Consider the following 20,951-nt stretch of genomic DNA (forward strand, 5'->3'; position numbering starts at 1 on the left):
GCACTGGACTGGACGAATTCAATGAAGCATTTTTTCAACCGCAGGGAATCGATCGTCACCGAGGCGCTGGACGGCTTTCTCGGCACGATCGGCGCCGGCGATCTTGTACGTCTGGACGGCTATCCGGAGATCAAGGTCGTGCTGCGTGCCGACTGGGACAAGACTAAAGTCAGCGTCGTCTCCGGTGGCGGGGCCGGGCACGAACCGTCGCATGCCGGCTTTGTCGGCAAGGGCATGCTGACGGCGGCGGTTTCCGGCGAGATCTTTGCCTCGCCGAGTGTGGAAGCAGTGTTGGCGGCCATTCGCGCGGTCACCGGGCCTGCGGGTTGCCTGCTGATCGTCAAGAACTATACGGGAGATCGCCTCAACTTCGGATTGGCAGCGGAAAAGGCGCGCGCCGACGGCCTTCGGGTCGAGATGGTGATTGTCGCCGACGACATCGCCCTGCCGGACATTGCCCAGCCGCGCGGCGTTGCTGGAACCTTGTTCGTGCACAAGATCGCGGGCCATCTGTCGGAAACCAGCCACGATTTGGCAACCATTGCCGCGGCCGCACGAGCTGCGGCGGCAGATATCGTTTCGCTGGGCCTCTCGCTGTCGTCCTGCTCAATCCCCGGTCTGCCGCATGAAGAGCGATTTGGCGACAATGATGGTGAACTCGGCCTCGGCATTCATGGCGAGCCGGGCGTCGAGCGGATCGCCGTGCAAAGCGCCGACAGGCTGGTCGCGATCATGCTGGAACGCCTCGCCGCACGGCTCGACCCGGCCAGCGACTACGCCCTACTGATCAACAATCTGGGTTCCGTGCCGCCGCTGGAAATGTCGCTTGTCGCCAACGCGGTGCTTGCCTCGCCCCTGGCCAGGACTGTGACGCTGACGATCGGGCCGGGGCCGCTGATGACCGCGCTCAACATGAACGGCTTCTCCCTCTCGCTGATCCGGCTCGATGCGGTGCGCGAAGCAGCCTTGCGAGCGCCTGTCGGCCCGCATGCCTGGATGCCGGCGAAGCCTGTTCGTCCGGTGATGGTCGTGCCGGCCGTGAAACAGATCCTTCAAGGTAAGGCACGGAAAGCCAGCGAAGATGCCCGCACAAGGCGCCTTGTCGTCGCGATCTGCGAAAAGCTGATCTCGCTCGAAGAGACGTTGAACGCGCTGGATGCCAAGGCGGGAGACGGCGACACCGGCTCGACGGTCGCGACCGGCGCACGCAGCATACTCGACCGGCTCGACACATTGCCGCTTGCCGACCCTGCGGCAACGCTTGCCACGCTGGGCGACATATTGAGCGCGTCCATGGGCGGCTCCAGCGGGGTGCTGCTGTCGATTTTCTTCACCGCGGCGGCGCAGGCCCTGGATGATGGCGCCGCTTTGCCGAAGGCGCTGCTTGCCGGGCTTGAGCGGATGACCTTCTACGGCGGCGCCAAGCTTGGCGACCGCACCATGATCGACGCACTGGAACCTGCCCTGAAAGCGCTCGACGCCGGTGGCCTGGAAGGCGCTGCCGTGGCGGCTCGTCAGGGCGCCGAGGCCACTGCCGCCATGCGCAAGGCAAAGGCCGGGCGGTCGGCCTATGTCGGCAACCAGCTTTATGGCGTTGTCGACCCTGGCGCCTGTGCGGTGGCCGAAGTCTTCGCGGCGGTTTCCGCGTTGCACGAAGCCGCCTGACGGGGAAGATCATGCTTCAATCGCCGGAGACAGAATCGTCCTACACTGCCGAAAGAGTAGGAACGGGGAATATGGGTGACATGACGGCATCGACTTTTTCCAGGCTGGTCGTGGCCGCGGCGGACACGATCGCGGCGCATGCCGACGAACTGACCGCGCTCGACCAGGCGATTGGCGACGGCGACCATGGGCTCAACATGAAGCGTGGTTTCGAGGCGCTGCGTGCGGAAACCGACGCGTTCGCTGCCAAGCCATTGCCCGAGGCGCTAAAGGCGATCGGCACCAAGCTGGTGATGACCGTCGGTGGGGCGTCCGGACCGCTGTTCGGCACGCTGTTCATGGCACTCGGCAAGGAGATTTCGGCTGAACCGGATCGCGCCAATCTGACGGCTGCCTTCGGCAAGGCAATCGAAGCGGTGGCGGCGCGTGGCAAGTCGCAGGTCGGGCAGAAGACCATGCTCGACGTGCTGCAGCCGGTGCATGAGGCGCTGCTGCAGGGAAAAACCGCAGCGGAAATCACTGACGCCGCCGACAAGGCGGCCGACGCCACCGTGCCGATGAAGGCCTTGCGCGGGCGCGCCTCGTTCCTCGGCGACCGCTCGATCGGTCATATGGATGCCGGTGGGCGCTCGGTCGCGCTGCTGGTGCGGGCTGTCGCCGAAAGCATCGAGGGGCACGCATGAGCAATGTCGGCATCGTCATCGTATCGCATTCACCGCTGGTCGCCGAAGGCACGGCGGACATGGTGCGCCAGATGGTCGGCGACGAAGTGCCACTTGCATGGTGCGGCGGAAACGGTCATGGCGGGCTGGGCACCAGTGTCGAAGCGATCATGAGCGCCATCGACAAGGCCTGGTCGGAAGCGGGTGTCGCCATTCTCGTCGATCTCGGCGGCGCCGAGACCAACAGCGAGATGGCGGTCGAGATGATCGGTGGGCCACGCGCGCAAAAGATCATCGTCTGCAACGCGCCGATCGTCGAGGGCGCGGTGATGGCGGCAACCGAGGCTTCCGGCGGCGCCTCGCTCAGGGAAGTGGTGGCGACGGCGCATGAATTGTCGCCGTCGTGAATGAACAGGAATTGTGACAGCATGTCCGCATCCGCCGAAGCCACCGTCCTGATCACCCACGAGGTGGGTCTGCATGCGCGCCCTTCGGTGAAGTTCACCAAGCTCGCCAAGACGTTTTCGGCCGAGGTCGAAGTGGCGCTGGCCGCGAACGGACCGTGGTTCGACGCCAAAAGCATCGTCAAGGTGATGGCGGCCAAGGCGCCGAAAGGCACGATGCTGCATATCAGGGCCAAGGGCGACGGCGCAGGCGAGGCAGTCGGCGCGCTGGTCGAACTGGTGCAGCGCGATTTCGACGAGGGCGCGGACCATGCCCGAACCGCTTAGGCTGCAAGGCATTTCAGCCTCAGCCGGTTATGCCGAAGGACCACTGTTCGATCTCGACCGGGTTGCAGCGCAGTACGCCAGCAAGGTAACCGCCGCCGACGAGAAGGCCGCGCTCGAGACAGCAATCGGCATTGCCACAGGCCGGCTCGCCACGCTGATCGCAACGAGCGAAGGCGACGCGGCCGACATTCTCGAATTCCAGGTCGCCATGCTGGAGGACGATGCCCTGACCGGCCCGGCCTTTGCAGCGATTGCTGCCGGCCAGCCGGCCGATGCGGCATGGCGGCAGGCGCTGGACGCCGAGATCGCCGGCTACGAGACATCCGACCAGGACTATTTCCGCGCACGCGGCGCCGACATGCGCGATATCAGGGACCAGGTGCTGCGCGCGCTGACCGAAGACGGCGACATTGCCGTTCCGGCAGGCGCGATCTTCTACGGCGAGGATATCGCCCCCACGCGCTTTCTCGAAACCGACTGGAGCTCCGGCGGCGGCATTGCGCTGAAGGCCGGGAACACGGCCAGCCATGTCGCCATGCTGGCGCGCTCGCGCGGCGTGCCGATGGTTGTGGGGCTTGGGGTTGTGGGGCTGGGTGCCTCGCCGGCTGATCTTGCCGGCGCAGCACTGCTCGATGCGGAGCATGGCGGCATCGTGCTGGCGCCGTCGAAGGCCGAGATCGAGGCGTTCCGCCGATCGTCATTGTCCTTCGCCGCGCGTCGCGACAAGGCGGAAACCTATCTGGCGAAGCCGGCGGTGACGAAGGCCGGCACGGCGGTGCGGGTGCAGGTCAACATCGCCGATCCGTCCGATGTCGACGGTATCGACATCGCGACCTGCGACGGCGTCGGGCTGATGCGAACCGAATTCCTGTTCGGCAAGACGCTGCCGGACGAGGAGACGCAATACCGCGCCTACCGCAAGGTGCTGGAATGGGCCGGCGACAAGCCGGTGACGATCCGCACCGTCGATGCCGGCGGCGACAAGCCGGTGCCCGGCTTCACCGTAGAGGAGAACAACCCGTTCCTCGGCCTGCGCGGCATCAGGCTGTCGCTGGCGCGGCCGCAGGTTTTTCGCGTGCAGATCCGGGCGCTGCTGCGCGCCGCGGTGCATGGCAATCTGAAGGTGATGTTCCCGATGATCGCCGTCGCTGACGAGTATGCGCGTGCCGTCGCGTTGTTCGCGGAAGAGCAGACCGCTCTTGCTGCACGCGGCATCGCGCAAAAGATGCCGCCGCTCGGCATCATGGTCGAGGTGCCGTCGGTGGCGATCGTGCCGGAGGCTTTTGCCGACGTCGCCTTCTTCTCGATCGGCTCCAATGATCTCACCCAATATGTGATGGCCGCCGCCCGCGACAATGCTTCCGTCGCACACCTCAATTCGGTCCGGCATCCGGCCGTGCTGCGGCTGATCGCTTCGGTCGCCGCATATGGCCGCGCGCAACAGATTCCGGTCAGCCTGTGCGGCGACGCCGGCGGCGAACCGACCTCGATACCGGCGCTGCTCGAAGCCGGCCTGCGCGACCTCTCCGTGGTTCCCGCCCAGCTCGCCATGGCCAAGGCGGCCATCGCGGACGCCTCGGTCTAGGCGCCGGCATGGCCGACAAGACGCCTGAACCCGGTTCGGAAGAGGCAATCCGCGCCTACAAGACAATCCTGTCGCAGGTCATCGACCAGCGCCCGTCGGGCATGCGCCAGCGCCTGGCCGATGCGCTTGGCAAGCACCGCAGCTTCGTCACGCAGATCTCCAGCCCGGCCTATTCGATCCCCATTCCGTCCAAACATTTGCCGGCTATTTTTTCGGTCTGCCATTTCAGCCCGGCCGAGCGCGATCATTTTCTCGCTGCCTACCACCAGGCCCATCCAGGAAAAATGTCGGTGGCATCTGGTCTGCGCAAGACGCGGCATGTCTCGCTGATCGTCCCCGATTTCGGTGACGACAAGCAGAATGCGGCGCTCGACCGGGCGGTCAATGATTTCATCCAGAAGATCACCAGCATAACCGGCAAGGGCGGCGGCTAGTCGTCTATTGCAGGGACTATTTCGGGAGGACGGCCATGAAGAAATTTCTGAATTCAGTTGATACAGTGCTGACCGAAAGCCTTGACGGCTTCGTCGCTGCCCATGCCGACATCCTCGTGCTTGGCGACGAACACAAATTCGTCCGCCGCAAGGCCTTGAAGCCGGGCAAGGTGGCGCTGATCTCCGGCGGCGGTTCAGGTCACGAGCCGCTGCATGGCGGCCTGGTCGGGTATGGCATGCTGGACGCCGCCTGCCCCGGCCAAGTGTTTACCTCGCCGACGCCGGACCAGATGCTGGCGGCGGCGGAAGCAGTCAACACCGGTGCCGGCTGCCTGTTCATCGTCAAGAACTACGAAGGCGACGTGATGAATTTCGAGATGGCCGCCGAAATGTCGGAAGGCGTCATGCAAGTGGTGACCAATGACGATGTCGCGGTCGAGAACTCGTCCTACACCACCGGCCGGCGCGGCGTCGCCGGCACGCTGGTGGTCGAAAAGATCGTCGGTGCCGCGGCCGAGCAAGGCATGGCGCTGAAGCAGTTGAAGGCGCTCGGCGAGCGGGTCAACGGCGCGACGCGCTCGATGGGCGTGGCGCTGACCAGTTGCACCGTGCCGGCGGCGGGCAAGCCAACCTTCGCCATCGGTGACGGCGAGATGGAATTTGGCGTCGGCATCCATGGCGAGCCTGGAAGGCGGCGCGACACGTTGAAGAGCGCCGACGCCATCGCCGGGGAAATCTGCGCGGCGATCGTGGGCGATCTGGGCGACGGCGCGAAAGGCTCGGCGCTGCTGTTCGTCAACGGCTTCGGCGGCACGCCGCTGATGGAACTTTACCTGATGTACAACAGCGCCCGCAGAATCTTCGAAAAAAGCGGTGTGACCGTGATCCGCTCCCTGGTGGGGTCCTACGTGACGTCGCTGGACATGGCCGGCTGCTCGATCACGCTGACCATGCTCGACGACGAGACGGCCGGCTGGTGGGACGCACCGGTGCATACGGCAGCGGTGCGCTGGGGGATATAGCGGGGAGGCTTGCTCCGAGACGCTGGCCGGGCGGCCCTGTCGCCGGTCAGCCTGCGGGGCCTGACGGACCCCCACCTGCTGTCACGCCGGACAATTTTCCGGCTTTGCACAGGACAGGCGCCTCATATTTCTTCTTTGTCATGTCATTTCCCCTTCTCTCGCTAAAGCAGTGTGAGAACGGGCCCACAAAGTCAACCGATGCGCCTTGCCACAACAGGCGCGCTGGCTTCCGTGGTGCTTTTCTGCAACCATATTCGCGTTATTGCCTCCCTATTCGCTACGCTGGCTGGGCTGATGCTGCCACAACTTACGCCTGCCGATGAAAAGCTGTTGCTGAACTACGCGGACCCCGATGCGCCGACGGCCAGCGGCGATCCTGCGGCAAAAACCCTGTCGGCTTTGCTGGTCAATGCCGAGTTTCACGGCGTCCTGCCGATCATGCTGCGCAAGCTGCAGGAGCGTGGCGATGCGCATTTGCCTGAGGACCCGGGGTTGCAGGAGACGCTGTCCGGCTTGCGCCAGAAGTCGACGCTGATTACCGGCCAGTCGATGCTGCTGCAGTACCATGGCGACCGCATCATGAAGGCGCTCGCCGCGGACGGTGTTCCGGCGCGGATCGTCAAGGGTCCGGTCTTCGCGCGGATGCTCTACAGGCATGTCGCCGACAGGCCCTTTACCGACATCGACATCCTCGTCGAACCGGCCCATCTGGCCGATGCAAACCGGGTCATCGCGGCATGCGGTTTCGAGCTTTGCAGCAATGAAGCCCAGTCCCACGACCTGCAGGAGTTCAAATGGCTCGAAAAGGAGAATTCCAGCCTGCTGATCGAGTTGCATGGCGATCTGGTGCATGATTCCGGCATGCGGCGGCGGCTGTCGCTGGGATTCGGGGAATTGCGCACGATCGACGGCGACGCAACCGACACGCCGGCCGCCCTTTTGACTGTCGCCATCGTCCATGCCGCAGGCGGACACAAGTTCCACCGGCTGCAGCTTTGCGTCGACGTGCTGCAGGGCGTGCGGGCCCTGCAATCGGCGGACGCGGAAGCGCGCTTGCTCGAGGCCGCGCGCATGACCGGCATCGAGCTCGAACTGGCAACCGTGCTCAATGTCACCGGCCGGCTGTTCGATGAAAGACGCGCGCTCGACATTGCCGGCCGGATCAAGCCTGATCTCGGCATCCGGCTTGCCCGGCGGCTGATCACCAGGGATACGCTGCTCGGCGTCAATTCCAGAAACAGGATGCGCTCACGCCTGCGCCGCGACGCCTTCCGCTGGATCCAGAGGCTCGCCAAGGCAAAGCCGCGCTTTGTCTGATTAGAGCCTGTTCCATCCCGATGGTATCGGGATGGGGCTCTATCTTCCTTCTTGTTTGACCATGATCTTGCCCGAAAACCGGTTCCCACTTTTCGGGATCATGGTCTGAGCACCTTCAGCGTTTGTCGCTCGACAGGCCGTTCAACCCTGCGCCGCCAACGCCGAGCGGATCAACGCCGCCGCATCTGCCGGCCTCGGTCCCACTTCGAGCGTAAAGGTCGGAACGGTCGAGACCAGTCTGACGATCGTCTCCAGCCGTCGCTTCTGCAGCGGCAGCAGGCCGGTCATGCCGGTTCTGACATTGTCCGCCGCCAGCGCGACCATGGCGTCGGTTCTGGCCATGGCGACGAGCCGGTTCTGGTCATCGGCCGATCGCGCAAGGTGGAGGAGCGCGGCGATGGGCCTGGGCCCCGAGTCTTCAACGCGCACGATCTCGCGCAGGCGTTCGAGCGAGACAGCCTGCTCGCCGTTGCGGTCCCAGGACGGACCGAGACATGGGGATACAAGCGGAACCATCTCGGCGGTCTTGCGGTGGATCTTCACATGCCGCGGCAGACCCCAGGCGACAGCCTTGCCCGAGGCAAAGTTCAGGATCATGGCATCGTCCGAGCAGAGGCCGAAGCCTTGCGAGGCCAGCGCCAGTGAGGTCGTGGTCTTGCCGGTGCCGCTCGGCGCATGGATCAGGACCAAGGCGTCGCTGTCCGGCAGGGTCAGGCCGGCGGTGTGCAGCATATGCTGGCCGCCGGCATCAAGCGCTGCGTCGAGCACCAGCATCCAGAGCGTCCAGGTGATCTTCGTGTCCGGCCGCACGATGATTTCGGCCCAGCCCTCGCCGGCATGGATCGAGGCCGTCTGCCGGCCGGGGAAAATCAGATGGATGACTTCGCCATTGTCGATCATCCGGCAGTGGCCGTCCTCCGGCACTTCGCCGTCGAAAGCCACAACGCCCTCCGGGGTCTCAGCCAAGGACTGCGTCTGGACGATGCGGATACGAAAGCCCGGTTCGACCGGACCGGCCGCGCGCAGGCTGCCAATCATCCTGTCGAGATCCTGCCAAAGCTCGGGGCGTTCGGCTGATATGCCGACGATCTGCCCGTTGAGGGCGTAGCAACCCTGAGCCGAAGGTCCGGTCAAACGGTGCGCGCCTTTGTGGCGTCGGCATGATGGCGATAGATTTCCACCATGCCGGGAAGGCTGTCGCTGACCACCGGCCTGCCGTCGAGACAGACCCAGCAATGCGCGGCCATGCGCGGCGCATGCATCGACTTTGGATCGACGCCGAAACGCAAATCCGGATCGAAGCCGGCAAGGCTCAGGAAGCGATGGGCAAGCAGGCCTTCCCGCAGGCATCGGCGGTCACGCATCAGCCATGGATGCCTGACCGTGCGGTTGACGCGGGCGACGATGTAGGCAGACGGCAAGCCGCGATAGGGGGCCGGTGAACGGAGCGGCGCCCATCTGAGCACCGCCTCGAAGCTGCGGTGGCCAACCAGAACCGGCATCAGCCGCGCAGTTGCCCACAAATGGCCGCGGAACAGGGCGCGCAACAAGAGGCCGTCTGCCATCATGCGCCCGGGTCGGCGAGGATACCTTCCGATACAAGGTCGGCGGCCAGCGCTGCCATGTCCTGATCCAGCGTGCCCTTGTCGACCTCGAACTCGTCGCAAAGCAGGACGACGATCTGGTCGAGGCTGCGCGCGCCATCCACCTTGTCGAGAAAGGCTTCGGTCGTACCGTTGCATGTATAGAGTTGGCCACTGCGCGCCAGAAGCACGACGGCGCCGTCGCCGACATGCTGGACCGAGGCGTCGTCCACCAGTCGCAGAACCGTCTCAGAGGCAATTTCGACCACGGACCCGCTCCAACCATGCGAGATTTTCTGGAGAGCAATTAGCGCGGCAATGCCGCGCTGTCCATTGTCGGGAGCACGAGCGCCGAAAGGTTCGGACGAAAGTCCCCCCAGAAATAGTCGGTGATTGCACGCGATAATCAACGCCGGGCGTTGTCGAACCGGCCACCGGAGTTAGGCAAGGTGTTGCTTTTCTTACCTTAAGTAAGCTAGGGAGTCGGCCGGGTATTGGGAGACTGAGTATGCGTTACAATTGGGATCGGGCCCCGACGGGTTTCGAACGTCACCGGAAGGCCCTGGCGGCCGCCCTACTGATCGCCGGCGGTGTCGGCCTCATGCTTGCGGCGCTGCCGCTTTAGGGCACATTCTTCTCAACAAAGCGATGGCTGCTGCAGGTGTTCGCGATGAGCGACTCTGACGCGGGCGAACGCTTTTTCAGTGCGCCTGACCGGTCACGGCGATGAAGCGGCGCGCCTTGGCCTGGGCATCGCCGGCCTGAGCGGTCATCGCAAGCAACGCACCAACCGCCGCGACAACAGCGCGAGCGGAGCAGACCCGATCCCGCATCGCAACGTCATTGTGCGCCCTGCCCCAATTTCAGCCCCAGACCATGGAGCCTTGCATTTGCGGTCAAGGCGAGGTCGGCCAAAGACGAAATTGCACATGGCTGGGAAAAACAGCATAGGCTATTTCCAAAGACAGCAAATCGTTCCCGGGAGGAAGTTGGATGGCGTCACGCTACCACGAGGTCTATGACGGGTGGAAACGCGACCCGGAAAAGTTCTGGGCCGATGCCGCGGAGTCGATCGACTGGTATTCGCCCTGGACAAGTGTGTTCGATGCCGAGGCGGGCGTTTACGGACGCTGGTTCAATGGCGCCACCTGCAACACCTGCTTCAACGCCATCGACCGCCATGTGGCAGGCGGCCGCGCCGACCAGATCGCGCTGATCCACGACAGCGCCATCACCGGCACGGTCAAGAAATTCACCTATGCCGAGCTGAAGCGCGAAGTGGTGGCGCTCACTTCGGTGCTGAAGAACCGCGGCATCCACAAGGGCGACCGCGTCATCATCTACATGCCGATGGTGCCGGAAGCGGCCTTCGCCATGCTCGCCTGCGCCCGCATCGGCGCCGTGCACTCGGTGGTCTTCGGTGGCTTTGCCTCGCATGAGCTTGCCACCCGCATCGACGACGCCAGGCCGAAGCTGATCATTTCCGCCTCCTGCGGCCTGGAGCCGGGACGCGTCGTTGCCTACAAGCCGCTGCTCGACAATGCCATAGAGCTATCCCGGCACAAGCCCGACGGCTGCCTCATCCTGCAGCGCGACCAATTGCGCTGTGAGTTGAAGGAACACTACGACATCGACTATGCCGACGCTGTTGCCCGCGAGCGGGCTGCAGGCGCCAATGTCGACTGCGTTCCGGTGCTGGCCACCGACCCGCTCTATATCATCTACACGTCCGGCACGACCGGCCAGCCAAAGGGCATCGTGCGCGACAATGGCGGCCACATGGTTGCCTTGAAATGGACGATGGAGAACGAGTTCGGCGTCAAGCCGGGTGAGGTGTTCTGGGCGGCTTCCGACGTCGGCTGGGTGGTCGGTCATTCCTACATCGTCTACGGCCCGCTGCTGCATGGCTGCACCAGCATCCTGTTCGAGGGCAAGCCGATCGGCACGCCCGATGCCGGCACCTATTGGCGGGTGATCGCCGAGCACGGCGTGGTCGCGCTGTTCACCGCGCCGACGGCCTTCCGCGCCATCAAGGGGCAGGACCCCAGGGGCGAATTCGTGCCGAAATACGACCTGTCGAAATTCCGCACCCTGTTCCTTGCCGGCGAGCGCGCCGACCCGGAAACCATCAAATGGGCGGAGCAGAAACTGAACGTGCCGGTGATCGACCATTGGTGGCAGACCGAAACCGGCTCGCCGATGACCATAAACCCTGCCGGCCTCGGCCTGCTGCCGGTGAAATATGGTTCGCCCGGCGTGCCGATGCCCGCGCTACGACATCCGCGTGCTCGACGACGCCGGCCATGCGGTGGCGCCCGGTACGCTGGGCAATGTGGTGGTAAAGCTGCCGCTGCCGGCCGGCTGCCTGCCGACGCTGTGGAACGCCGATGGGCGGTTCCGCCAAGCCTATCTCGACGAGTTCCCCGGCTTCTACAAGACGGCGGATGCAGGCATGATCGACGAGGACGGCTATCTCTATGTCATGGCGCGCACCGACGACATCATCAATGTCGCCGGCCACCGGCTGTCGACCGGCGCCATGGAGGAGGTGCTGGCTGCGCATCCTGACGTTGCCGAATGCGCCGTCATCGGGATCGCCGATCCTATGAAGGGCCAGATCCCGCTCGGCTTCGTCGTGCTGAATGCCGGCGTCGACCGCGATACCGGCGTCATCGAAAACGAAGTTGTCGGGCTGGTGCGCGAGCGGATCGGCCCGGTCGCCGCGTTCAAGACGGTGGTGACGATCAAGCGGCTGCCCAAGACGCGCTCCGGCAAGATCCTGCGCGGCACCATGCAGAAGATCGCCGACAAGGAGGAATGGACCATGCCGGCGACCATTGACGATCCGGCTATCCTCGACGAGATCACCGCGGCGCTGAAGGGACGTGGATTCGGAGTGTAAGGAGACAATCCTTGCGAACGCCGGCAAACCAGGGCGTAGCCGCGATGCCGCGAAAGGCCGGCTGCCTGTCGCCGTTATGGAATTTCAAACGCCAAGCATGGTATCCACGTTTTGCAAGCGTGGTATGACGGCGCGCTTCAAAATCGAGACCTATTTCAGCAAGTATCGAGCCTCAATCCGTGGCCTTGTTTCAGCGATCGAGAAAACCCCGAACCGCAGCGCGCGAGCGCCTGGAAATGGATATGCAGGATACGGTCGTCTACGCGATCGGGGACGTGCACGGCTGCTACAAGGAACTCCGATCGCTGGAGCAGAAGATCCAACTCGATGCGCTGGCCTTTCGCGGGCGCAAGATCATCATCATGCTGGGCGACTATGTCGATAGAGGCATTCAGTCGGCGCGCGTGCTCGATCACCTGGTCGCGCCGCCACCGAGGGGATTCCTGCGCGTCTGCCTTGCGGGAAACCACGAAGTCGCGATGCTGAACTACCTCGACGGATATCTTTCAAGAGAGCTGTGGCTGACGGCAGGTGGCCTTGAAACCCTGTATTCCTACGGTGTCGACCCGGCGCGCCTCAGCAACCTCTATGGTTCGAGCGAAGAGGTCGACCAGCGCATACGGGAGGCTATTCCAGCCGGCCATGTCCGCTTCATGCGCACGCTGCCGATCATGATCTGCTCGAAGAAATTCGTGTTCGTTCACGCCGGCATCAGGCCCGGCATCGACCTCGCCGCGCAGGACGAGGATGACCTGCTCACCATCCGCTCGGACTTCTTCGAAGCCGCTCATCTTCTCGATCGATGGGTGGTGCACGGACACACGCCGGTGGACATGCCGAAGCTCGAAGGACGCCGGCTCGACATTGACACCGGCGCCTTTCAGAGTGGACGGCTGACCGCTGTCAGGATCGCCGGCAAGCACGGCAGGCTAATATTTTCCTGAGCAGCCGCGCCTACAGCGTCGCGCGTCCTTTGGGCGCGCAAAGGACGCTGTAGAACTTTGAGCCTGCGTGGATGCTAAGCAGCTGTTCTCGCTCGCACTTCCGATTTTTCGAGATAGTAGCTCGAATATTTGTCGAAGAATTTCTCCGAGCCACCGAGCGATCCGTATTTCGCCAGCTTCTTCAGGTCGACCTTGTTCAAGACGACGCCGACGATCTTGTTGGCAACGTAGGGTTCCTGCTCCAGCATCGACCGCACCATGGCGCGCGGCGTGCGCCCCCATTCGGTCACAAGAACGAAACCATCGGCAAGCGGAGCGAAGGCCTTGGCGTCAACCACGGGGCCGAGTGGCGGCAGATCGACGACGATATACTCGAACGTTTCCTTGGCGTTCTCGATGAAACGGCGCATTCCCGCCGATGAAAGCAGCTCGCTCGTATGCGAAAATTGACCACGCAGGACGGCCGGGATGATCGCCAGCTTTGTCTGCCGGTCGATCTTGCCGACGGACTGCCAGGTCTGGCCGTTGACCACCGCTTCCATCAACCCTTGCTCGGTTTCCATACCAAGGTTGCGGCTGAGGCCCGGATTGCGCAGGTCGCCGTCGATCAGCAAGGTTTTCGCGCCGTTGGCGGCCAGCAGTCCTGCCAGATTTGCCGCTATCGTCGACTTGCCCTCGCCGGGGAGGAGCGAGATCACGCCGATGACCCGGCTGCCTTGCCCTTCCATCACAACATCGAAGGCGATCTTGGCGTTGCGGAGCGTTTCGGAGAACATCGATGCCGGAGCGTCGACGCTCACCCGCATTCGCGCCCGCCTTTCAGCAGCCGACAATGTGTTGGCGGTTTTGACATCCCCCTGACCGTCGTCAGAGTCCTTGCCGACCTTGCCGCCGATCGTCGGCAGGTAGCCGAGGAACTTGAGGCCGACGCGATCGCGAACGTCCTCGCCGGTCCTGAAGAAACGTTCATTGAATTCATTCAGGCCGCCAAAACCGGCGCCCATGAGGACGCCAAGCACAAGCGCAAGTGCCAGCACCTTGGACGTGCGCGGGCTCGTTGCGGACTGCGGCAGCGCCGCATCGGAGATGATCCGCACCTTGCCGACCGGGAAGGACTGCTGCTGTGAGGCTTCTTCATAGCGGCCCAGAAAGGTCTGGTAGAGCGTGGTGAGCGCTGTTGCCTGCTGGTCCAGTTCACGCAGCTTGACCTGCGACTGGTTGTCGATGGAGCTCTTGCCGGCAGCGTCGGCGATCTTTTGCCTGAGGGCTGTCTCGCGCGAGAGAGCGACTTCGTATTCGTTGCGGTAGCTTTCGGTCAGTTGCTTCAATTCGCCGAAGATCTGCGTCGACAGATCCGTCTTTTCCTTGGTCAATGCGACCGCCTGCGGATGCTCGGGGCCGAAATTGGCCTCTATATCCTGCAGCCGCTTGGCGACGGTCAGATAGCGGGCCTTGAGCGTTGCGATGACCGAACTCGCTGGCTGATCGCTTGATATGGCGGAGTCGTTGAAGGCGTTGTCCGAGCCACTCTCGACGATCGTCTTGTATTGCTGGTAGCGGGCGCCGGCACGAGCGGTATCGGCCTGCGCGACAATCAGCTGAGCATTGAGGTCGGACAATTGCTTGTCGCTGATCAGCTGGCCATCGCTGCCGGCGGCCAATCCATGCTCGGCCTTGAACTTCTCGACCGCCAGCGATGCCGCCTGCGAACTTTCGCGAAGCTCGGTCAACCTGCCCTGCAACCAGACGGCTGCCCGCTCTGTCGCGTCGAAACTCGCATTGAGCTGATCGGCGAGATAGGCGTCGGAATAGGCCTTGGTGATCGCTGTTGCGAGCGCCGGATCCGTCGACTGGTATGCGATGGCGATCACATAGCTTCGGCCGACGCGCTGCGCCATCACCTCGCTCTGCAGCTTGAGGATCGCGTAATCGCGGCGTGCCGAGGCGATCATCGCCTCGCGCGTTGCCGCGTCGACCTGGCTGATGTTGTCGATGTTGTCAGCGTCCACGGCCGGGCTGGAGCGAAAATACCCGATCAGCCCGCGCACAAAGCCGATGCCCTTGGCCAGGGCCGACACCGGAGGGTTCATGAAATCGGGATTCTGGTCGAGCTTCTGCTTGTCGACGACAACCGCCGCCAGGCGCGCCGACTGGAGAATTTCGATCTGGCTGAGAAGGGCTGCGTCTGTCTGCATGCTGACCGACGCGGCCGAGACTTCGTCGACGACCTTGTTCAACCCTTCGTCGATCAGCACGCTCGAGACCGACGTGTAGGTCGGAGGCGTTGTCTGCAGATAGAGCACACCCAGAAAAAGACCGATGGCGGCACACGCCGCAACCACCTTCGCCTGCCGCGCGGCCATGCCAAGCAGGCGCTCGATGTCGATGAAGTCCTCACCGTTTCCAGCATCTGAATTCGGCAATGGCATCCTCTTGTCGAGAGGAAAGTTGGCATAGTTCATCTTCGGTCCAATTCTAGGTTGCAGGCGCTAGAGCAAGATGGGCATCTGCTCCGAGACCTCGAAGATCGGGGCAAAGCATGCAACGCAAACTTCATGCCAGATAGGCACCGGCGAAGTGCGGCAACATGTGTAGCGTCGACACGCTATGCACCCAAAAAGTGGGCATTATGCGGCTTCATCCTGGCGTTCATGCGAACGCACGAACTCCTGAAGCATTTCGAAAATGGGGCCCTTCATGTCGTTGCGCGCCAGTGCAAATGCGATGTTGGCCTCGATGAACCCTTCCTTCGAACCGCAGTCGAACATGCGGCCGTTGAAAGGCTGGGCAAAGAAAGCCTGGCTCTGCGACAGGCGGACCATGGCGTCGGTGAGCTGGATTTCGTTGCCGGCGCCGCGTTGCTGGTTGGCCAGCAGCGAGAAGATCTCGGGCTGCAGGATGTAGCGGCCATTGATGTAGTAGTTCGACGGCGCGTTGGCTGGTGCCGGCTTTTCGACCATCGCCGTCACTTCGAAGCCTGTGCCGACATCGGCGCCACAACCGACGATGCCGTATTTGCTGGTCTCGTTCGGCTCGCAGCGCTCGACGGCGATGACGTTTCCGCCGGTCTGCTGGTAGAGATCCACTGTTTCGGCGAGGCAGCCGCGCCCGCCAAAAGACACCATATCGGGGAGCAGCAAGGCGAAGGGCTCGTTGCCGATGACTTCGCGCGCGCACCATACGGCATGGCCGAGACCTTGCGGCGACTGCTGCCGGATGAAGCTGGTGGCGCCGGCCACCGGAAGCAGGCTTTCAAGCGCCTGGAGCTGCGCTTTCTTGCCGGTTTGTTCCAGAGTTCCAATCAGTTCAGGGTGCAGGTCGAAATAGTCCTCGATGACAGCCTTGTTGCGACCGGTGACGAACACGATGTGCTCGATGCCGGCTTCGAACGCTTCGTCCACCGCATACTGGACGACCGGCCTGTCGACGACCGGCAGCATTTCCTTCGGCATTGATTTGGTCGCCGGCAGGAACCGTGTTCCAAGCCCCGCCACCGGTATGACTGCCTTCCTGACTTTCTGCATCGCGTATTCCTTCTGAGGAGATCGATTTCAACTATCGCCGGCTATGAAAAACCATTCTTTCACCTGCCTGCACTCTTCACCTCCCCATGCCCACGGCGAATTGTGCCGCAACCCTTCGCAGCCGGACAGCGATCGGCATGCTCATATGCCTGACAGCTGCCGGATCACTGAGCGCCGTCCGGATCGCCTTGAGCGGTGACCGCGCCTTGATGTGATGGACCAGCGACAGGAACGATGCCGCCGTGCGCAGGCTTCGGCTGCGCCTGGCGAATGCGGCTTGCGCCTCCGCGTCCATGGAATGGGTTTCGGCGAAGGCGGCGTCGGCCTTGCGCATCGCCTCGATGTGGTGAAGCTCAAGCACGCGGGAAATGGAGCCGGTGCGGATATGATAGACATAGCCGGTCGTCGGTTCGACCACGCATTTGCCGCCCTTGGCCAGTGCGTCGGCCAGCAAGATGTAATCTTCGCCGATGATCAAATTTTCATCATAGCGAAGCCCGTTTTCGTTCAGGAACCGGCGCTGGAAGATCGGCTTGAGATAGCCGAGGTTGAACTTGGATGCGAAAACCACGTTGCCGGCGATGTAGTCGGCCAGCGAGATTTCCCTCAAGCCCTCCAGATATTCGGTGGGAAACATGGCGTCTTCGAGGACACCGTCTTCACGCACGACCTGGAGGTTGTCGACGGCGATCTCAGCGCCAGCCTTCTCGGCACGCGCGATCATGGCGGAAATCCGATCGGGATAGACGGCATCGTCGGAATCGAGAACCGCGACCCACCTGCCTTTGGCAAGGTCGAGGCCGGCATTCCTGGCGCCGCCGGGACCACGATTTGCGGGAAGGGCGACCACCCGCACGACGTCTTCGGGATAGGACCGTGCCACGTCGAGCGTCAGATCGCGCGACTTGTCGTCGACGACGATGATTTCGACGGTGACACCCTTCTGGGCGATGGCGCTTGCGATCGCCCGGTCGAGCGTCGCCTCGGCGTTGTAGGCGGCGATGACAAAGGTGACGTCAGGCTGCACGTTTGCCCCCTTGCTGCGGCGAGGCCAGGCCGTATTGACGAATTTCGCTGATACCGACGAGGCCGCTGACGACGCCGACATGCATGATGCCGCGAAGCACGCTGCGGTTTCTGCGAACCGGGCTGACGGCAGTGACGATCGCCGAGGCGAAACAGTAAGCCGCCTTTGCCGAAGCAAGGCCGACCTCCTTGGCTCGCCGGACGCCACTAGCGTTGTTCCCGAGCAGGTGACCATGCGTCTGACCGAAACGGAAGCGGCGGCGGCGCAGCCAGTCGAACGCAGCCCTGGCGCGCGGCACCACCTCGTCGACCCAGGCCTCCGGCGCAAAGGCGATGCAGCCTCCGGCCTTGACCATGTGGTCGAAGAATTCGGTATCCTCGCCGCCGGTCTGGCCCCGCGCCAGGCTGAAGCGCCGGCCGCGAAGGCTGTCGTCGCCCATTCTGAGCAGGACGTTGCAGGTGTAGCCGGTACGAATCTCGCCATGCACCCAGACGGGCAAGGTCGAATGGAAATCGCCTTTGCGCATCCAGTCCGGCGCATCGGCTCCATACAGCGCCCGCACCGGCCCGAGTACGGCCGCCGCACCGCTCGCTTCGGCCGTGGCAACCAGTTCGGCAAGCCATTGGGGCGACGCCGTTTCGTCGTCATCGATGAAAGCGGCAAAATCCGATGTGCTGGCGTCGAGGCAAGCGTTGCGGGCGATCGAGATGTTGCGCGCCGGGGCGTGCCGGTAGCGGATCGGCAGCTTCAGCTCCTGCGCCAGCGTCGTCACCAGCTTTTGGGCAGTCGGCGTATCGTCATTGTCGGCGACAATGACGCCGATATCGAACCCCGAAGGCATGGCAAGAGCGGCTATCGAGCGAAGCGTGTCGGCAAGTTCCGGCCGCCGGAACGTGCAGACGCAGATGTCGATGCTGCGATTTTTTTCCGCAGCAGCCATCACGCTACCCCGCGCTGCGATCGTGGGCCGAGCAGTTGCAGCCAGAAGCCCACGGACCAGCCGAAATGCATGACCATTGCTGAAATCCCGGCAAGTGCTGCGTCGGGATTGCGCTGGCTGACGGCAGTCCACAGGCCATAGCCGAGGCAGACCGACGCCCATACCAGGAGCGGTATGGCCGCCACCCAGTGGACGAAGGAAAGCGCGGCGAGAAGAACGACCGGAAACACCAGCAGCGGTATCATCTGCCGGACTTTCGGTATCATGCGGTGCTTGAGAACGTTTTTTGCGCGGCCACGGCCATAGCCGAGATATTGGAAGTAGAGGCCCTTCAGCGAGGAACGCGGATAGTAGACCATCTGCGTCTTGCCGCTCATCCAGATCCGGTAACCGGCCTGGCGCAGCCGATAGTCGAGCTCGGCGTCCTCGTTGTGGCTGAACGTCTCGTCATAGCCTCCCACCGCTGTGAAGGCCGATATTCGCATCAGCGCATGATGGCCGTGGTCGATCCATTCTCCAGCCGAAAGGTGCCGGTGCTTGGAGCCGCCGGTGCCGAGCTTGGAGTTCTGCGCCGCCGCAACCGCCTTCTGCACCGCGCCGCTGCCGCTGGTCAGCATCGAGACGACGACCGAATCGGCGCCGGTGGCCAGCGCCTCCTCGACCAGCCGATCGCAATAGTCCGCGGGATAGCCGCCATGCGCATCGATGCGGATGAGATATTCCGCACTATCCCCGAAAGTGGCGACGGCGAGATTGATCGCCGCGCTCTGGATGCGCTTTGCATTGTGGAGAAGGACGATCTGCGGATCTTTCGCGGCAATCTGCTCGACGATGGTCAAGGTGCCGTCGGTGCTGCCGCCATCGGCAACGACGATGCGGGCACCGAGCCTTTCGGCCGCAGGCCGAAGCTGCTCGAGCAACGCACCGATATGCGCTGCCTCGTTCAGGCACGGGATGACGATCAGGCTCGATGGGGGCATTGTCTTCGCCATCCTATGCCAACGCCTCGGCCGCAAAAGAGCCAGGCACGGCGGCCAGACTGCGGAGTTTGTCGACGAACGCCCGGCAGTCGCTGCGATCGTAGCTCCATGTCCGCGGGTTGCGGGCCAGGACACGCGCCTTCAATTTGCCGAAACGTTCCTCTCCCATCTTGCCAAGTGCTGCTTCGAGCGCCTCGGGCGTGGCCTGCGTCAAAAGGATGCCGATGTCCTGCTGGTTGAGGAACCGCCCGGTCTCGGTGTTGCCCATTGAGATCGGCACGGCGCCGAAGCGGCAGCCTTCATAGAGGCGGTTGGGAAGCAGCCACTCGGAGTTCTGGCCTGCCTCGAAGAAATCGATCGCCCAGGAGAAATGAACCTCCCGGTAGATCGCCGCCATATCCTCCGGATTGCGGTAGGGACCCCGAAATGAGAGCCAGGGCTCGGATTCGACGAAAGCGTGAAAATCCGGAAATTCGGACAGTGCCGGGCGGCCCCTGAGGATGATCTCGAATCGTCCCTCGGCCCGGCGGGTGAATTCGGCCAGCAGCTCCAGGGAGCGGCGGCAGCGCAGCGCGCCGAACCAGCCGATCCGCCAAGGCGGGGCAACCGGATTTTCTACCTTCAATCGATCATCCGCTGGCACCGGCGCGGTTTCGAAATATTTGTTTTCGATCAGCTCCACCGGCGCGGCAACCTGTCCAAAGGGCTTGAAATAGTTGGCGATGAAGGCCGGAGAGCTGGTCACAAGGAGCTTTACATCCCTGGCCAGATAACGCTCCGCCCCGCGCATGGCCTTGCCCAGAGTGTCGTTTCGAAGCACCAGACGATGAATGTCGAGGCATTCATAGACGATCGGGATGGTTGCCTGGAAAGCAGACTTGGCACGGCGGGCAAGCGCCAGCATTTCCAGATTGCGGGCGATAATGAGATCCGGCCTTTGCATTGTTGCAAGCTTCGAGCCGATCGAGACCGCCGCCTTGGCGACTGCTGCCAGACGCTGGCCGAATCGACCGTCGCGCGTCGCGCCAAGGTCGATCGGCTTCAAGCCCTCGACATCGGCGATCGGGCTTGTGGTCCGGCGGAAGCCGGCCAGCGTGACCCGGGCGCCACCCGCCCTGAGCATTATGATCCGCCGGCGCACGGCCGGGTCGGAAACATCGTGCACAAGGTACAAGACATGCAGCATTAAAATTCGACCGCTGTTGGCCCACCCATGGGCAAGGTAGTACAGCTCTTGCTGCATCGCAACATTTTTGGTGCAGTGTAGCAAATTTAGCCATTTTCGCCGCACTGCACAAATATTGCGCGACCCGAAATTCGGTGCGCAAACGTGGCAGCGCAAGGTGTGACACCGATAATTTCGAGCTCGTGGTAGCGAAACGGCGCCTTCGGCCGAATCAAAGCCGGCTTCCATAGAATCTCCGGCGATGGAGATCATGGTTAACCAATCGCTAATATTCTATTGCACTGCAGCAAAAAATAGTTTTTAAATCGTGACAGGGAAGTTGGGTCTAAGAATTGGGCTTAGGGATCCGCGCTTGCATTTGGTTGCAGTGTGGCATTGCAGGATCATGCCGACTCTACATCAATAGAACCGGCGGCGAAGATCCCCTATCCCACTGTTGAATACGGGTG

19 protein-coding genes and 1 pseudogene are annotated in these 20,951 nt (G+C 63.0%); 10 read left to right on the forward strand and 10 right to left on the reverse strand.

Annotated features, from left to right (window positions below):
* The first annotated feature begins 21 nt into the window (after positions 1-21).
* The 8 genes from LHFGNBLO_RS05890 (at position 22) to LHFGNBLO_RS05925 (ending at position 7,416) form a co-directional block, all read left to right on the forward strand.
* Complete coding sequence (locus tag LHFGNBLO_RS05890; protein WP_258605115.1) at positions 22-1,665, forward strand: dihydroxyacetone kinase subunit DhaK; 1,644 nt, start codon at positions 22-24, stop codon at positions 1,663-1,665.
* 80 nt (positions 1,666-1,745) lie between these two features.
* Entirely contained in the window at positions 1,746-2,348 is a 603-nt protein-coding gene (gene dhaL, locus LHFGNBLO_RS05895; protein WP_258609604.1) for a dihydroxyacetone kinase subunit DhaL, read from the forward strand.
* Positions 2,345-2,734 carry a dihydroxyacetone kinase phosphoryl donor subunit DhaM gene (gene dhaM / locus LHFGNBLO_RS05900; protein WP_258605117.1) on the forward strand — a complete coding sequence of 130 codons (390 nt, stop codon included), beginning with the start codon at positions 2,345-2,347 and terminating at the stop codon, positions 2,732-2,734. The genes dhaL and dhaM overlap by 4 nt, the downstream gene beginning before the upstream one ends.
* A 21-nt stretch (positions 2,735-2,755) precedes the next feature.
* A complete protein-coding gene (locus LHFGNBLO_RS05905; RefSeq protein ID WP_258605118.1) occupies positions 2,756-3,058 on the forward strand; it encodes an HPr family phosphocarrier protein in 303 nt (100 codons plus the stop codon).
* On the forward strand, positions 3,042-4,643 hold the full coding sequence (ptsP, locus tag LHFGNBLO_RS05910) for a phosphoenolpyruvate--protein phosphotransferase (RefSeq protein WP_258605119.1): 1,602 nt from the start codon (positions 3,042-3,044) through the stop codon (positions 4,641-4,643). Before LHFGNBLO_RS05905 ends, ptsP begins: the two co-directional genes overlap by 17 nt.
* Before the next feature lie 8 nt (positions 4,644-4,651).
* Positions 4,652-5,077 (forward strand): hypothetical protein, encoded by a 426-nt coding sequence (locus tag LHFGNBLO_RS05915; protein WP_258605120.1) that lies wholly within the window; start codon positions 4,652-4,654, stop codon positions 5,075-5,077.
* A gap of 35 nt (positions 5,078-5,112) precedes the next feature.
* Positions 5,113-6,099 (forward strand): dihydroxyacetone kinase subunit DhaK, encoded by a 987-nt coding sequence (dhaK, locus tag LHFGNBLO_RS05920; protein ID WP_258605121.1) that lies wholly within the window; start codon positions 5,113-5,115, stop codon positions 6,097-6,099.
* A 294-nt stretch (positions 6,100-6,393) separates the two neighbouring features.
* Positions 6,394-7,416: a nucleotidyltransferase family protein gene (locus tag LHFGNBLO_RS05925; protein WP_258609606.1), complete on the forward strand. Its 1,023-nt coding sequence runs from the start codon at positions 6,394-6,396 to the stop codon at positions 7,414-7,416.
* 141 nt (positions 7,417-7,557) lie between these two features.
* On the opposite strand, the gene LHFGNBLO_RS05930 is transcribed toward LHFGNBLO_RS05925, so the two are convergent.
* The 4 genes from LHFGNBLO_RS05930 to LHFGNBLO_RS05945 all read right to left on the reverse strand — a co-directional run bounded on the left by LHFGNBLO_RS05930 (position 7,558) and on the right by LHFGNBLO_RS05945 (position 9,832).
* Positions 7,558-8,550, reverse strand: coding sequence for a serine kinase (locus tag LHFGNBLO_RS05930; RefSeq protein WP_258605122.1), 993 nt, complete (start codon positions 8,548-8,550; stop codon positions 7,558-7,560).
* Positions 8,547-8,981, reverse strand: a complete 435-nt coding sequence (locus tag LHFGNBLO_RS05935) for a lasso peptide biosynthesis B2 protein (protein ID WP_258609608.1) — start codon at positions 8,979-8,981, stop codon at positions 8,547-8,549. The genes LHFGNBLO_RS05930 and LHFGNBLO_RS05935 overlap by 4 nt, the downstream gene beginning before the upstream one ends.
* Complete coding sequence (locus tag LHFGNBLO_RS05940) at positions 8,981-9,268, reverse strand: PqqD family protein (RefSeq protein ID WP_258605124.1); 288 nt, start codon at positions 9,266-9,268, stop codon at positions 8,981-8,983. The genes LHFGNBLO_RS05935 and LHFGNBLO_RS05940 overlap by 1 nt, the downstream gene beginning before the upstream one ends.
* Positions 9,269-9,700: 432 nt before the next feature.
* Positions 9,701-9,832, reverse strand: coding sequence for a hypothetical protein (locus tag LHFGNBLO_RS05945; protein WP_258605125.1), 132 nt, complete (start codon positions 9,830-9,832; stop codon positions 9,701-9,703).
* Between the two features lie 160 nt (positions 9,833-9,992).
* Between LHFGNBLO_RS05945 and LHFGNBLO_RS05950 the strand changes: the two are divergent.
* Together LHFGNBLO_RS05950 and LHFGNBLO_RS05955 are read left to right on the forward strand one after the other, a co-directional pair.
* Positions 9,993-11,901, forward strand: a pseudogene (locus LHFGNBLO_RS05950) (propionyl-CoA synthetase).
* Between the two features lie 242 nt (positions 11,902-12,143).
* On the forward strand, positions 12,144-12,845 hold the full coding sequence (locus LHFGNBLO_RS05955; protein WP_258605127.1) for a metallophosphoesterase family protein: 702 nt from the start codon (positions 12,144-12,146) through the stop codon (positions 12,843-12,845).
* Between the two features lie 74 nt (positions 12,846-12,919).
* Here LHFGNBLO_RS05955 and LHFGNBLO_RS05960 read toward each other — a convergent pair whose 3' ends face one another.
* The 6 genes from LHFGNBLO_RS05960 to LHFGNBLO_RS05985 all read right to left on the reverse strand — a co-directional run bounded on the left by LHFGNBLO_RS05960 (position 12,920) and on the right by LHFGNBLO_RS05985 (position 20,502).
* Positions 12,920-15,307 carry a polysaccharide biosynthesis tyrosine autokinase gene (locus LHFGNBLO_RS05960; protein ID WP_258605128.1) on the reverse strand — a complete coding sequence of 796 codons (2,388 nt, stop codon included), beginning with the start codon at positions 15,305-15,307 and terminating at the stop codon, positions 12,920-12,922.
* A gap of 165 nt (positions 15,308-15,472) precedes the next feature.
* On the reverse strand, positions 15,473-16,369 hold the full coding sequence (gene galU, locus LHFGNBLO_RS05965; RefSeq protein ID WP_258605130.1) for a UTP--glucose-1-phosphate uridylyltransferase GalU: 897 nt from the start codon (positions 16,367-16,369) through the stop codon (positions 15,473-15,475).
* Between the two features lie 76 nt (positions 16,370-16,445).
* On the reverse strand, positions 16,446-17,396 hold the full coding sequence (locus LHFGNBLO_RS05970; protein ID WP_258605132.1) for a glycosyltransferase family 2 protein: 951 nt from the start codon (positions 17,394-17,396) through the stop codon (positions 16,446-16,448).
* The gene (locus LHFGNBLO_RS05975; RefSeq protein ID WP_258605134.1) at positions 17,386-18,336 is read right to left on the reverse strand and encodes a glycosyltransferase; all 951 of its coding nucleotides are present in this window, start codon (positions 18,334-18,336) and stop codon (positions 17,386-17,388) included. The genes LHFGNBLO_RS05970 and LHFGNBLO_RS05975 overlap by 11 nt, the downstream gene beginning before the upstream one ends.
* The gene (locus LHFGNBLO_RS05980) at positions 18,336-19,316 is read right to left on the reverse strand and encodes a glycosyltransferase family 2 protein (protein WP_413774666.1); all 981 of its coding nucleotides are present in this window, start codon (positions 19,314-19,316) and stop codon (positions 18,336-18,338) included. Before LHFGNBLO_RS05980 ends, LHFGNBLO_RS05975 begins: the two co-directional genes overlap by 1 nt.
* A gap of 13 nt (positions 19,317-19,329) precedes the next feature.
* Positions 19,330-20,502 carry a glycosyl transferase family 1 gene (locus tag LHFGNBLO_RS05985; RefSeq protein WP_258605136.1) on the reverse strand — a complete coding sequence of 391 codons (1,173 nt, stop codon included), beginning with the start codon at positions 20,500-20,502 and terminating at the stop codon, positions 19,330-19,332.
* Between the last annotated feature and the right edge of the window lie 449 nt (positions 20,503-20,951).

It is taken from the genome of Mesorhizobium sp. AR10 (genome assembly GCF_024746795.1).
Classification (GTDB): domain Bacteria; phylum Pseudomonadota; class Alphaproteobacteria; order Rhizobiales; family Rhizobiaceae; genus Mesorhizobium.

Bases quoted from the DNA above. Each gene is read 5' to 3' on its own strand.
- LHFGNBLO_RS05975 (WP_258605134.1), bottom strand. From the start codon at position 18,336: ATGGCTGCTGCGGAAAAAAATCGCAGCATCGACATCTGCGTCTGCACG.
- LHFGNBLO_RS05925 (WP_258609606.1), top strand. From the start codon at position 6,394: ATGCTGCCACAACTTACGCCTGCCGATGAAAAGCTGTTGCTGAACTAC.
- dhaL (WP_258609604.1), top strand. From the start codon at position 1,746: ATGACGGCATCGACTTTTTCCAGGCTGGTCGTGGCCGCGGCGGACACG.
- dhaM (WP_258605117.1), top strand. From the start codon at position 2,345: ATGAGCAATGTCGGCATCGTCATCGTATCGCATTCACCGCTGGTCGCC.
- LHFGNBLO_RS05915 (WP_258605120.1), top strand. From the start codon at position 4,652: ATGGCCGACAAGACGCCTGAACCCGGTTCGGAAGAGGCAATCCGCGCC.
- LHFGNBLO_RS05935 (WP_258609608.1), bottom strand. From the start codon at position 8,981: ATGGCAGACGGCCTCTTGTTGCGCGCCCTGTTCCGCGGCCATTTGTGG.
- LHFGNBLO_RS05955 (WP_258605127.1), top strand. From the start codon at position 12,144: ATGCAGGATACGGTCGTCTACGCGATCGGGGACGTGCACGGCTGCTAC.
- LHFGNBLO_RS05905 (WP_258605118.1), top strand. From the start codon at position 2,756: ATGTCCGCATCCGCCGAAGCCACCGTCCTGATCACCCACGAGGTGGGT.
- LHFGNBLO_RS05960 (WP_258605128.1), bottom strand. From the start codon at position 15,307: ATGAACTATGCCAACTTTCCTCTCGACAAGAGGATGCCATTGCCGAAT.
- LHFGNBLO_RS05890 (WP_258605115.1), top strand. From the start codon at position 22: ATGAAGCATTTTTTCAACCGCAGGGAATCGATCGTCACCGAGGCGCTG.
- LHFGNBLO_RS05985 (WP_258605136.1), bottom strand. From the start codon at position 20,502: ATGCTGCATGTCTTGTACCTTGTGCACGATGTTTCCGACCCGGCCGTG.
- dhaK (WP_258605121.1), top strand. From the start codon at position 5,113: ATGAAGAAATTTCTGAATTCAGTTGATACAGTGCTGACCGAAAGCCTT.
- LHFGNBLO_RS05945 (WP_258605125.1), bottom strand. From the start codon at position 9,832: ATGCGGGATCGGGTCTGCTCCGCTCGCGCTGTTGTCGCGGCGGTTGGT.
- galU (WP_258605130.1), bottom strand. From the start codon at position 16,369: ATGCAGAAAGTCAGGAAGGCAGTCATACCGGTGGCGGGGCTTGGAACA.
- ptsP (WP_258605119.1), top strand. From the start codon at position 3,042: ATGCCCGAACCGCTTAGGCTGCAAGGCATTTCAGCCTCAGCCGGTTAT.
- LHFGNBLO_RS05980 (WP_413774666.1), bottom strand. From the start codon at position 19,316: ATGCCCCCATCGAGCCTGATCGTCATCCCGTGCCTGAACGAGGCAGCG.